The organism is Lysobacter rhizosphaerae (assembly GCF_054779795.1).
Map to the genome: position 1 here is coordinate 263,625 of NZ_BAAGXO010000004.1, position 12,087 is coordinate 275,711.

Below are 12,087 nucleotides of genomic sequence, written 5' to 3' on the forward strand. Positions count from 1 at the left end.
TTACCCTCGCCGCATGTACAAACGTCAGAAGACTTCCTGGCTCGGCGAACACTGGCCCGTGCTGGTCGGCGCAGTCGTTTTCCTCGTGGCGATCGGATTCGGCGGCTGGGGTGCGTGGCGTGTGTTCGCACCGGTCTCGGGCGATCCGCGCGCGGAGATCGGCAGCCTCAAGCGTGAGCAGGCGCGGCTGCGCGACGACAGCGAACAGCTGCGCCAGCGCGTCGCCACGCTCAGCCGCTCCGACCAGATCAGTCGCGATGCCAACCGCGACCTGCAGGGCGCGATCGCGGACCGCGACGAGGAGATCGCCGGCCTGCGCGCCGACGTTGCCTTCTACGAGCGCCTCGTGGGCGCTACCGCCACGCGCCACGGCCTGACCGTGCATGCGTTGAAGGTGCAGCAGCAGAACGGCCCCGCCTGGCACTTCATCGGCACGCTCACCCAGAACCTCAACCGCGGCGCGATCAGCGACGGCACGCTGACCCTCACGCTCGAGGGCACGCGCGAGGGCAAGCTGCAGAAGCTGGCCTGGAACGACCTGCGCCAGCAGGCCACCGCGCCGGGCATCGTGTACTCGTTCAAGTACTTCCAGCAGGTCGAGGGCGACATCTTCCTGCCCGCGGGGCTGACCCCGGTCAAGGTCACCGTGCGCCTGCAGCCGCGTTCGGGCGCCGCGATCGAGCAGTCCTTCACCTGGGCCGAAGCCCAGCGCGGACAGACCGTTGCCGAATAATGGGTTGAATGCCCTGCCTTTGCGCCCCATCCTGAGTCCATGAACAGCTCCAGCATCCCCGCCGCCGCAGCGGCCGCACCCGATTACCAGTCGCTCGACCGTCCGCTGCAGTTCACGTCTGCAGCAGCGGCCAAGGTGCGCGAACTCATCGCCGAAGAGGGCAATGCCGAGCTCAAGCTGCGCGTCTACATCCAGGGCGGCGGCTGTTCCGGCTTCCAGTACGGTTTCGAGTTCGACGAACAGCAGGGCGAGGATGACCTCGCCGTGCAGACCGACGGCGTCATCCTGCTGGTCGATCCGCTCAGCCTGCAGTACCTGATGGGTGCCGAAGTCGACTACACCGAAAGCCTGCACGGCGCGCAGTTCGTGATCCGCAACCCGAACGCCAAGACGACCTGCGGCTGCGGGTCCTCGTTTTCCGCATGAAGCTCCCTCCCCCGCACAGCGGGGGAGGGCCGGGGTGGGGGCGAGCGCCGAAGGCGCGAGCTGTTCTCCGCCGCAAGCACAAGCCGCCCCCTCCCAGCCTCCCCCGCGCTGCGCGCAGGGGAGGAGCAAGCCGCGCGCGCTGCGTGCAAACCGCTAGAGCTCCCTCCCCCGCATAGCGGGGGAGGGTTGGGGTGGGGGAACGAACGCCGCAGGCGCGAGCTGTTCTCCGTCGCAAGCACAAGCCGCCCCCTCCCAACCTCCCCCGCGCTGCGCGCAGGGGAGGAGCAAGCCACGCGCTGCGCGCAGGAGGAGGAAGCCGCGCGCAAGCCGATAGAGCTCCCTCCCCCGCATAGCGGGGGAGGGCCGGGGTGGGGGCACGAGGTCGCGTGCGGGCACGAGCGATAATCCCCGCAACTCCGCGCCATGGATTGCCCGATGCCCGCATCCCCGTTCGCCTTTGTCGAAGCCGATGCCTGTCGGGCCGCGCTCGATCGCGCCGACCACCTGCGCCACGACAACGACGCGCTTGCCAACCTGTGGCCCGACGCGCGCGTGGTGCTGCTCGACGACAGCGGTCTCGCCTTCGCGGATGAACAACGCCAGCTACTGGCGCCCACCGGCGCGCAACTGAGCGCCGGTCCCGGCGGCCCGGGTGCCGCCGTGTTCCTCGGCGTCGACGACAACGGCACCGGCTGGTTCGCGCTCGATGCCGGCCTCACCGCGTCCGATGCCCCACAACGCTGCGACCTGCGCACTGCCGCCACGCACTGGCCGCACTTCGACGCCTCCGTGTTCGCGCAGGCGCGCGCCGTGCAGCACTGGCGCCAGCGCCATCGCCACTGCGGTGTCTGCGGCGGCGCGCTCGCGTACTCGCGCGGAGGCTGGCTCGGCACCTGCACGCAATGCCATGCCGAGCATTACCCGCGCACGGATCCCGCCGTGATCGTCGCCGTCAGCGACGGCGAACGCCTCCTGCTCGGCCGCCAGAACGGCTGGCCCGCGCGCCGCTACTCCACCATCGCCGGCTTCGTCGAACCCGGCGAATCGCTCGAACACACCGTTGCCCGCGAAGTGCTGGAGGAAACCGGCGTGCGGGTGAAGTCGTGCCGCTACCAGGCCTCGCAACCGTGGCCGTTCCCGAGCTCGCTGATGCTGGGCTTCGTCGCCGACGCCCATCCGGACACGCCCAGCACCGGCGACGAACTCGAGGACGCGCGCTGGTTCACCCGCGAGGAAGTGCGCGAGGCGCAGGCGCGCGACGCCGACCCGACGCGCGACGATGGCACCGGCCTGCTGGTCTCGCCGCGCCTGTCCATCGCGCGCTGGCTGATCGACCGCTGGGCAGAGGGCTAGAATCCAGCCGTCCCCCCGAAAGGACCCGTCATGGCCGTCACCCTGCTTGCCGTCGTCGCCGCGCTGGTCATCGGCCACGTCGCGCAGTCGTTGGCCGCGGCGATGCGCCACTACGACTGGTACGGACACTGGCTGGGCTGGCTCGACACACAGTTCCCCGAAGGCAGCTTCTGGCACGGCCGCTGGGGCGTAACCCTGGCCCTGCTGCCGCCGGTGCTCGCGGTAAGCCTGTTCCAGGTCGCGCTGCACCAACCGCTGTACGGCCTGGTCGGCCTGCTGTTCGCGATCGCCGTGCTGTTCTACACCTGGGGTCCGCGCGACCTCGACCTCGACATCGACGCGATAGCCAATGCGACCGATCCCGCCTCGCGCCGCGAAGCGCTGCTGCGGCTATGGCCCGATGGTGCGCCCTCCATCCTCGACGGTGGTGCGATCGTTTCCGCCGTGTTCCAGAACGCGTTGCGGCGCTGGTTCGGCGTGCTGTTCTGGTTCCTGGTGTTCGGTCCGTGGGGCGCGATGCTGTACCGCCTGACCGTGCTCGCCTGCGAAGGCAGCTTCGCGCGCAAGCTGCCGCACGAGACCGCGATCGGCGCGCGCACCCTGCTGAAACTGCTCGACTGGCCGGTCGCGCAGCTGCTCACCCTTTCGCTCGCGCTGGTCGGCAACTTCGACACCGTGCTCGGCGCCTGGCGCGAGAACGGCGGCGCGTCGTTCACGATCGACCACCACTTCCTCGATGCCGCGGGTCGCGCCAGCGTGCGCAGCGAACTGGCCGAGGAAGCCGCCGACTACGGCGACAGCGTGGACGCCGCCACTACCGGCGCGGCGCCCGTCGCCACGATTGCCACCGCCGCCGAACTGCCGGAACTGCGCGACGCCATGAGCCTGGTCTGGCGCAGCCTGCTGGTGTGGCTGGCCGTGCTCGCGCTGTTCGTGATCGCCGGCTACGTCGCGTAGGGCGCCGCGGTGATTCCAGGTAATGGCGATGCACGCCGCGCCGCCGCGCGTTGAGGCATCTGCCTGACGGGCTGTTGCTCTGCGGCCGCTATACGGGCTGCGCCATTGAATCTGCACGTCGATCTCCCCGCGCGCTGCGGCGCGTTGGACATACCCGCAGGTTCAGTAGATCGCGGCGCCCCCGCCCGGCGCCAGCCACGCGAAGCCCGGCAGGTTGCGCACCACGCCGAACACGAGCAACACCACGATCCAGGCGCGGCCGTCGAACGCCACGCGCGCCAGCACCCGCGGCAGCAACGCGCGCTGCGTCAGCCCCTGCAGTGCCATCACCGCGAGCAGCGGCAGGCCCAGCACCACCAGCGCATTCATCGCCAGCGCGCGCGCCAGATCGAAATGCACCAGCGCATGCAGCGCGCGGGTGATGCCGCAGCCGGGGCAATACCACCCGGTCAGGGCGTGGAACGGACACGACGGGAACAGGCTTCCCGCCGCGTTCGGATCAAACGTGCGCAGCAACCAGATCCCCGCGATCGCCGCACCCAGCGCGATGGCCGCGATCGCGGCCGTCGCCTGGCGGGACAATTGGGATCGTTGCGGCACGGTGCTCATGCGCCAGGATCACCGATGCTCCATCTGCTCGATGTAGTTCTGCCAGTACTGGTTGTTGTAGCCAGCCATGCGCATGCCGACATTCATGAGCAGTCCGAAGATGACCAGCCCGGTCGTGATCCAGCACCACAGCTTGGCCTTCTTCGATGCGTCCTCGGCACCGGCGCGGTCACCGGCGCCGAGCTTGCTGTTGACCTGCGAGGCAAACACGATCGCGACCACGCCCGGAATCGCGCCGACGACGCAGCAGACACAGAAGGCGACGATGGTGATCAGGATCGCCCAGACCAGGTAGTTGGGAATTGGCCCGTACTGCTGCGGCTGTTCCGGCGGAAATGACGGCGGTGCACTCATTACTCTTCCCCTAAGTGATGAAGGATGGATCCCCAGCAGGCCGATGGCCCTGGCGGCATCCTAGCAGCGGCTCCTTGCCAGCGTCATCGCGAAACGGTGGCTGTGCATGCCAGTGCAAAGCTTCCCGCAGCACACCTGCATTTCCTTCTCCCGCTTGCGGGAGAAGATGCCCGCAGGGCAGAGCGCTCTCGCCCAAAGCCAGGCAACCGCAGTCCTTCTCCCGCTTGCGGGAGAAGATGCCCGCAGGGCAGATGAGGGCGGCTCTTGCCGTTGCCAAAACCCACAGCCCCCACACCCCTCAAGCCGCATCCCCCCGCAACTCCCGCACCGTCGCCTGCAGCGATTCGGCGGTGGTCAGGAACGGATCGATCGCCGCATCCGCCGCCACCTCCACGTGCGCACGAAAACGCCGCGGCACGCGCATCCGCCCCAGGCGATTGTCGCGATGGCTCCACATGCTCGACCACATCCCGCGCAACGCCATCGGGATCACCGGTACCGGCCGCCGCTCGAGGATCTTCTCCACGCCCGACTTGAACCTGGCGACCTCGCCGTCCCTGGTCAGCGAGCCCTCGGGAAAGATCCCGACCAGCTCCCCATTCCTCAGCGCCGCATCGATCTCGTCGAACGCGCGCTGCATCACCGCGGGATCCTCGCGCGCACCGGCGATCGGGATCGCCTTGGCGGTGCGGAAGATCCAGCTCATCACCGGAATGTTGAAGATCTTGTAATACATGACGAAGCGCACCGGCCGCGGAATGCTCGCCGCCAGGATCAGCGCATCCATGTAACTGACGTGGTTGCACACGATCAGTCCCGCGCCGTCGTCGGGTACGTGCTTCTCGATGCCGTGCAGCTTCAGCCGGTACAGCGTGCGCACCAGCAACCAGCTGACGAAGCGCATCGCGAACTCGGGCACGATCGTGAAGATCCAGATCGCCACCAGTGCATTGGCGATCGCCAGCGCCAGGAACAGCTGCGGGATCGACCAGTGCAGCAGCCGCTGCGCCGCGATTCCCACACCGGCCGCCAGCACGATGAAGAACGCGTTCTGGATGTTCACGCCCGCGATCACGCGCGACAGCTCGCCCTTGGGCGTACGGCTCTGGATCAGCGCGAACAGCGGCACCAGGAAGAAGCCGGCGAACAGGCCAATGCCCACCAGGTCCATCACGATCCGCCACGCCCCCGGCTGACGCAGGAAACCCCCCGCATCCAGCCCCGTCACCGGCGCCAGGCCGCTGCGCGCGAAGTACAGGTCGAGCAGGAAGCCGGTCATGCCGATCGCGCCCATCGGTACCAGGCCGATCTCGACCGTGCGCGCCGACAGCTTCTCGCACAGCAGCGAGCCCACGCCGGTGCCGATCGAGAACAACGCCAGCGCCAGGATGTAGATGGTCGCATCGTCGCGCGGCGCGCCCAGGTTGATCTCGGCATAAGTCGGCAGGTTCGAAGTGACCACCGTGCCGAAGAACCAGAACCACGACACCCCCAGCACCGAATTGCGCACGCCTTCCTGCTTGCGCGTCAGGCGCATGATCGCCAGCGACTCGGGGATCGGATTCCAGTTGATCTGCAACTCCGGCGCCCCGGCTTCCGCGCGCGGGATGAAGCGGCTGACCACGTTGCCGGTGATCGCCAGCAGCACGATGGCTACCGCTGCAACCGCCGGCCCGTGCGCGCCGGACACCTGGAAGATCAGTCCCCCGAACAGCATCCCCGCCAGGATCGAAATGGACGTGCCCATCTCCACCAGGCCGTTGCCGCCGGTGAGTTCCTCCGGCCTGAGCACCGACGGCAGGATCGAATACTTCACCGGCCCGAACAGCGTCGACTGCAGGCCGGTCGCGAACAGCGCCACCAGCAGCACGACCATGTTCTGGGTGAGGAAGCCGATCGCCGCGAACGACATGATCACGATTTCCATCGTGGTCGTGATGCGGATCAGCTTCGACTTCTCCAGCTTCTCCGCGATCTGCCCCGCGGTGGCCGAGAACAGGAAGTAGGGCAGGATGAAGATCGCCGGCGCCAGGTTGGTGTAGAGCGTCTTGTCCTCGGGGCTGACGGCGAGGTAGCCGAGCAGGCCGATGATCGCCAGCCGGTAGACGTTGTCGTTGAACGCACCCAGCGACTGGGTCAGGAAGAACGGCAGGAAACGTCGCTGCCGCAGCAAATCGAACTGCGAATGATGGTTGGCCGCCATGCGTCCCCCGGGGTTTGGCGGGAGCCTAGCAAACCGGATGCGGTTTCCCGAGCGCCCGCCGCTGGGCATATCTCTTCTCCCGCTTGCGGGAGAAGATGCCCGAAGGGCAGATGAGGGCAGGCGGACGAGCGGCGCTCTCACACAAAGCCACCCACATTCCTCTTCTCCCGCTTGCGGGAGAAGATGCCCGAAGGGCAGATGAGGGCGCTCTTTACCACCAGCCGCGCCACCGCCCATCACCTCGTGGTGGTCACCAGCGCAACCGAACGCAATCTCCCAAAAGCGGCATCCACTTCCGATGAGCGCCGTAAAAGCAGGGCGAACCGGCATGCGCCGAACTTCCTGACCGCTTTACAACGGCGCGACCGTTCCAGCCGGAAAGGGATTCCGCCCGCGCCATGCGGGCGTACCATCAAGTTCTCGCCCGCCGGAGCACCGCCATGAACCGCATGCTCGTCGCGATCGCCGCCTCCATGGCCCTCGGCCTGGCCGCGTGCGCGACCACACCCGTGGTCTATACCGATTTCGATCCGTCCGCGCAGTTCGGCCAGTACCGCACCTACAGCTGGCAGGAAGAAAAGGCCGAGCGCGCCGCGCCGCTGATGCAGCAGCGCATCATCAACGCCATCGACGCACAGCTCAGCGCCAAGGGCTGGAGCCGCGCGCCCAGTGGCAGCAGCGACGTCGTCGTCGCCGCCAGCGTCGATAGCCGCCAGGAATACGACATCGACACCTATTACGACCCGTTCTGGGGCTGGGGTGGCTGGGGCTGGGGTGGCTGTTGCTGGGGCCACGGCGGCTACTGGGGCGCCGGTTACGGCTGGAACAACTCCACCGTGCGCGCCTACACCGTCGGCACCCTGAACGTCGACATGTTCGACGCGCGGACCAAGCGCGCGATCTGGCGCGGCAGCGCCGAAAGCACCGTGCACCGCGATCCCGCCCGCCAGACCGCCGACATCTACACCGCCGTACAGCAGATGTTCGCCACCTTCCCGCCCGGCAGCATGCCGGCGCCGGCGCCCACGAAGCAGTAAGCCCGCAGCATCTCCCTTCTCCCCGCAGCTTCTCCCTTCTCCCCGCAATGCGGGGAGAAGGTGCCCGAAGGGCGGAAGAGGGGCGCTTTTAGTTCCCACGCCAACAAAAAAGCCCCGCCAAAGCGGGGCCTTTTTTGCTCGCAATAAAGCCCCTCAGCTATCCCACACCAACGGCCCAATCCGTTCGCGCACGACCATCTCCCATTCGCGCTTGCGGGTCACCATCTCCTTGAGGGAATAGCCGGTCGGCCCGTCGAACCTGGTCAGGCACCGCCATGTCAGGTCACCGGGCTCGCCCAGCCAATCGGGTTCGCGTTCCTCGCAGAAGATGCCGATGGCGTCCATCGCCGGGGCGTCGGCTACCTTGGGCTTGAGGCGTACGTTGTAGCGGACCGTGCAATGCGGCATGACGGCAGCTCCTGCTGGCGGGGCGCATTCAGTAAGCCATGACGCACGTGAAGACCGGGATTACCCGCATGGGTGGGGGCGTAGGAACTCCCCCGGGCCGCCCGCCACGCTTTCCTTCTCCCCGTCCGCCACGATTCCTTCTCCCGCCATGCATTCCTTCTCCCCGCCTAGCGGGGAGAAGGTGGCGCGCAGCGCCGGATGAGGGGCGCTCCTTCTGCGCCATGCCCCAAAAAGAAAAGGCCCAACGGGGCCTTTTCTCCACAACCAAAACCTCAAGCCACGGCCGGCGCGCTTCACCTGCAGGCCCAATACCCTGCGCCCGCGGTTTCGATGGACTGTGCCCACGCACCTCTATCCCTGCGCATGCACCCGCCGGACCGACCGCGCGGAGCCCATCATCTGCGTCCGCACCCGCCGGCACTCGCGACTTAACCGCTTCAGCCCGTTTCTGGCCCCCCCAAAAAAAGTCTCCCCGCATGCGACGCACACCGGGCATGATCACGGTCCGGGAATCGTGGTGGGGGACCACATGACCGCACTCACCGATCGCTTCACTCGGGCCGTCGACTACGCCCGCATCGCCCATGCTGCCCAGGTTCGCAAGGGCTCGGGCATCCCGTACCTCTACCATCTGCTTGGCGTCGCCAGCCTGGTAATCGAATTCTCCGGCAGCGAGGACCAGGCAATCGCCGGCCTGCTCCACGACACGCTGGAAGACTGTGGTGCCCACCACGAGCCGATCATCCGTAAGGAGTTCGGCGACACCGTGGCCGACATCGTGCTCGCCTGCACCGATGGCACCGCGGAAAGTAAGGGCGAACACACCACCCCCGAAGCCAAGAAGCGTGACTGGTTGGCCCGCAAGCAGGCCTACATCGCGCACCTCACCGAAGCGCCGGATCACGTGCTGCTGGTGTCGGGCTGCGACAAGCTCCACAACGCCCGCGCAATAGTGCAGGACCTGGAAGACCCCGCCGTCGGCACCGACGTCTTCGATCGCTTTACTGGCGGCCAAGAGGGCACGCTGGGTTACTACCAGTCGCTCTGTGAAATCTTTCGAAAGCGCGGGACGCCAAGTGGGTGCGCGCTCGATGCCACGGTCGAGAGGATGCACGCCCTCGCTGGCGATGCTCCGCGCCGGCCCCTGGCTCGCTGAGCGAAACCGCATGCCCTCCGAAAGCCTCAAGCCAATCCGTCTCGAAGTCCCGCTCGCCGACTTCGTTGAAGGCCTGCGCCGCACACTGAAGGTCATCGGCCGCCGTAATGCCGGCGACGCGCTGGTCTCCTACGCCGACGGGCAGCTGTGCATCCGGCTGGGCGGCGCCGAGATGAAGGTGCCCGCGCTAGGCCACTGGCCTGGCGAGGCTCGCGTGGACTCGATTTGGTTACGTACTTTTGCCCGCGTCCCGCCTCTCCAGAATCCCCTGATAGTGCAGGTGGAGGAAGGGCGCCTGCGCATAGCCCGCAGTTCAGTGCCATGTCACTGGCAGCGCCCGGGTGAGGCAAGAGTGGAAGCGCCGCTCGGACTCGAGCCGCGTGCACTCATCCGCCTGGCACATGCACATTCACATGAGGAGTTGGAGAAGTCCGGCATCGCTGCGGCGGTTGTGGGTGCGCGCAAGGAGCTAGACAAAAGGATTGACGCGGCAGCGAAGCAGTTGGCGCCGTTTGGGGTGTCGCCTGCAGACGTTCGCTTGCTGGTGATTACAAAGCTGCAGTTAGCGTGAGCCCGATGGATATTTGAGTCCCAACATCAAGTTCAGGCTGCCGGAAACGGCAACGGCCTGAGTAGTTCTCGGAGAACAATACGCCATGGATGGCAAGCCACCGAACCGCGGAGCGGTTCGACCACCTTGCTGGAAGAGATCCATGGCCAAAGCGCCCCACCCCAATACGCAAGCCGTTCTGAAGGAGTCGCTCAAGCGTCGGCTCGGTAAGCGGCACAGCGGATTCACAGGCAACTACAACAGGTCGGGGGCTGAAGCATGTTGAATAACATGGCTCTGCATCAGCTCGTCCCGGCGGCTTTTCTGGCATTGCTGGCTTTGCTGTTTGTCTTTTTGTTTGCGATCCCGGCGATTAGGCAGCGAATACTGCTTGCGCGCGTGTTGAAACAGCTCAAGGCGCTCAAGCGCGAGGCGCCACTCTCCGAGTACGAAAAAATATTCGGGCGCAACGACAGACTGCGCCACCTCTGGAAGGAATATAAGGACTCGCTACATGCGCAGGAGGTCATGCGGGACGGCGTGTCGGTCGTCGCTGCAGTTCGCGCGACAGTGCCCGCCGAGACGTACCTGAGCCCGCATGTGCTGGTTGATAGTCCATTGCGGGCAGACTTCTTCAAGCACCTGCCCGGCATCCTCACTGGTCTGGGCATCATCGGCACCTTCTGGGGCCTAATTGAAGGCTTGCGAAGCTTCACAGTCAGCGATGATCCGGATGCGGTGCGCAACGGGCTTGAGTCTCTAATGGGGGCCGTGGGCGGTGCTTTCGTAGTTTCCGGGAGCGCCATCGCCCTAGCAATAAGCGTGACCATCATCGAGAAGCTCATGCTCACCCATTTGCACGGGGTGGCCCTGCGCATCGTCCAAGAGGTCGACTCACGTTTCGATGCAGGGGCGGGCGAGGAATATCTGTCTCGGCTTGTGCGCGCATCGGAAGATTCCGCCAGCCAGTCAAAAATCCTGAAAGACGCGCTCGTTCGTGAGCTTGGCGACGTGCTACGGGAAATCGCGGCAACGCAGAGCGACACGAATGAACGGCTCAGCTCCCAGCTCGGCCAGCGCATCGAGTTGCAGACCGCCGCTGCGCGCGAGGACCAGCAAGCACTCAAGTCGTCGTTGGTGGCCGCTATCAGCGAAAGCCTCAAGGCCCCACTGGAAGAAATCGCGGGTACAGTGCGCAATGCGAGTGGCGACCAGAGCGCAGCCGCCGTGCGGATGCTGCAAGACGTCATGTCTAGCTTCAGCCAGCGGCTCAATGATTTGTTCGGCAACCAGATCAATGGCATCAACGAACTCAACCGGCAGACCGCAGAGGGCATTCAGAACGCGGTGCACGGCCTGACCGCGTTGGTCGACAAGATGGAAGCCAGCGGCCAGCGGTCTTCGGAAAAGATCGGCGAGCAAGTGGAGCGCGCTATAGAGCGCATGGAACAGCGACAGTCGGAACTCAATGCGCAATCCGAGACGCTGGCAACCCAAGTGCGTGACTTGGTCGAACAGTCGCAGACTCGGGCCACCACGCAGATGGAGCAGACGATGACGCGGATGGGCGAGGAGCTCGGAGCTGCTTTGGCAAGGCTCCAGTCCGTGCAGTCCTCGGCGATGGATGCGGCGGCCGCGCAGGGCCAGGCGGTATCGGCCACTGCGCAGACGGCGATCTCGAACATCACGTCGGCGGTCGAGCAAGCTGCCCGTTCGCTGTCCGACGCGAGTGCCGCGATGGCGAGCAGTGTGGCCACGCTGTCGGACACGACGCGGACTTCGGTCGATAGGATGCACGCAGGCGCAGAACGACTGCATACCGCCGCGACCGCCTTTGCCGACGCAGGCAACGGTGTCGGAGGCGTGTTGGAGCGCGCGTCCGTCATCAGCGGCAAGCTCACGGAGACGTCGGCCTCCCTGACTGCAGGGGCGGGCGCATTGCAGGCGGCGCTTCTGGACTACCGCGCACAACGTGATGCCATGACAACGGCGGTCGAGGAGTTGCGCCAGATAATCGACGGCGCGCGCCGCGAAGCCAGCATCACTGCAGATGTCCTGCATCGCATCGAGGAGTCGTCACAGCGGCTGCGCGATGCGCAACAGGCTGCCCACGACTACATGGAAGGGATCAACGACGTCATATCGTCGTCCACGGACACGTTCCGGGATAGCGTGAGGACGACGATCGATCAGGTGAACACCTCTTTCCACGAGCGCCTTTCGGAGGCCGTAGGGATGCTGGCGAGCACGGTCCAGGATCTTGACGACACGCTGACCGGCCTAGTGCCGCAGAGGTAATCC

At 66.2% G+C, this 12,087-nt stretch carries 12 protein-coding genes; 8 read left to right on the forward strand and 4 right to left on the reverse strand.

The features are described from left to right. The first annotated feature begins 13 nt into the window (after positions 1 to 13). The 4 genes from ACYVGE_RS08370 (at position 14) to ampE (ending at position 3,469) form a co-directional block, all read left to right on the forward strand. Complete coding sequence (locus tag ACYVGE_RS08370; protein WP_460728885.1) at positions 14 to 733, forward strand: DUF6776 family protein; 720 nt, start codon at positions 14 to 16, stop codon at positions 731 to 733. Between the two features lie 39 nt (positions 734 to 772). Next, positions 773 to 1,159, forward strand: a complete 387-nt coding sequence (erpA, locus tag ACYVGE_RS08375) for an iron-sulfur cluster insertion protein ErpA (RefSeq protein WP_460728887.1) — start codon at positions 773 to 775, stop codon at positions 1,157 to 1,159. 435 nt (positions 1,160 to 1,594) lie between these two features. Next, positions 1,595 to 2,512: an NAD(+) diphosphatase gene (gene nudC, locus ACYVGE_RS08380; protein ID WP_460728889.1), complete on the forward strand. Its 918-nt coding sequence runs from the start codon at positions 1,595 to 1,597 to the stop codon at positions 2,510 to 2,512. A gap of 30 nt (positions 2,513 to 2,542) precedes the next feature. Continuing rightward, the gene (gene ampE, locus ACYVGE_RS08385) at positions 2,543 to 3,469 is read left to right on the forward strand and encodes a regulatory signaling modulator protein AmpE (protein WP_460728891.1); all 927 of its coding nucleotides are present in this window, start codon (positions 2,543 to 2,545) and stop codon (positions 3,467 to 3,469) included. A 162-nt stretch (positions 3,470 to 3,631) separates the two neighbouring features. Here ampE and ACYVGE_RS08390 read toward each other — a convergent pair whose 3' ends face one another. From ACYVGE_RS08390 to ACYVGE_RS08400, 3 genes are all read right to left on the reverse strand, one after another. Then, positions 3,632 to 4,078 (reverse strand): DUF2752 domain-containing protein, encoded by a 447-nt coding sequence (locus ACYVGE_RS08390; RefSeq protein ID WP_460728893.1) that lies wholly within the window; start codon positions 4,076 to 4,078, stop codon positions 3,632 to 3,634. 9 nt (positions 4,079 to 4,087) lie between these two features. Further along, positions 4,088 to 4,432, reverse strand: a complete 345-nt coding sequence (locus tag ACYVGE_RS08395) for a CD225/dispanin family protein (protein ID WP_460728895.1) — start codon at positions 4,430 to 4,432, stop codon at positions 4,088 to 4,090. Between the two features lie 298 nt (positions 4,433 to 4,730). Continuing rightward, positions 4,731 to 6,635, reverse strand: coding sequence for an MFS transporter (locus ACYVGE_RS08400; protein ID WP_460728897.1), 1,905 nt, complete (start codon positions 6,633 to 6,635; stop codon positions 4,731 to 4,733). Positions 6,636 to 7,075: 440 nt separating this feature from the next. Here ACYVGE_RS08400 and ACYVGE_RS08405 point away from each other — a divergent pair, with 440 nt between their 5' ends. After that, complete coding sequence (locus ACYVGE_RS08405; RefSeq protein ID WP_460728899.1) at positions 7,076 to 7,672, forward strand: DUF4136 domain-containing protein; 597 nt, start codon at positions 7,076 to 7,078, stop codon at positions 7,670 to 7,672. A 153-nt stretch (positions 7,673 to 7,825) separates the two neighbouring features. Here the strand turns inward: ACYVGE_RS08405 and ACYVGE_RS08410 are convergent, their stop codons facing one another. Continuing rightward, positions 7,826 to 8,080 (reverse strand): hypothetical protein, encoded by a 255-nt coding sequence (locus ACYVGE_RS08410; RefSeq protein ID WP_460728901.1) that lies wholly within the window; start codon positions 8,078 to 8,080, stop codon positions 7,826 to 7,828. A 529-nt stretch (positions 8,081 to 8,609) separates the two neighbouring features. On the opposite strand from ACYVGE_RS08410, the gene ACYVGE_RS08415 reads away from it, so the two are divergent. From ACYVGE_RS08415 to zorA, 3 genes are all read left to right on the forward strand, one after another. Continuing rightward, entirely contained in the window at positions 8,610 to 9,236 is a 627-nt protein-coding gene (locus tag ACYVGE_RS08415) for an HD domain-containing protein (protein ID WP_460728903.1), read from the forward strand. Positions 9,237 to 9,246: 10 nt separating this feature from the next. Continuing rightward, positions 9,247 to 9,807, forward strand: a complete 561-nt coding sequence (locus ACYVGE_RS08420) for a hypothetical protein (protein WP_460728905.1) — start codon at positions 9,247 to 9,249, stop codon at positions 9,805 to 9,807. Positions 9,808 to 10,065: 258 nt separating this feature from the next. Then, entirely contained in the window at positions 10,066 to 12,084 is a 2,019-nt protein-coding gene (zorA, locus tag ACYVGE_RS08425) for an anti-phage ZorAB system protein ZorA (protein WP_460728907.1), read from the forward strand. Positions 12,085 to 12,087 lie beyond the last annotated feature (3 nt).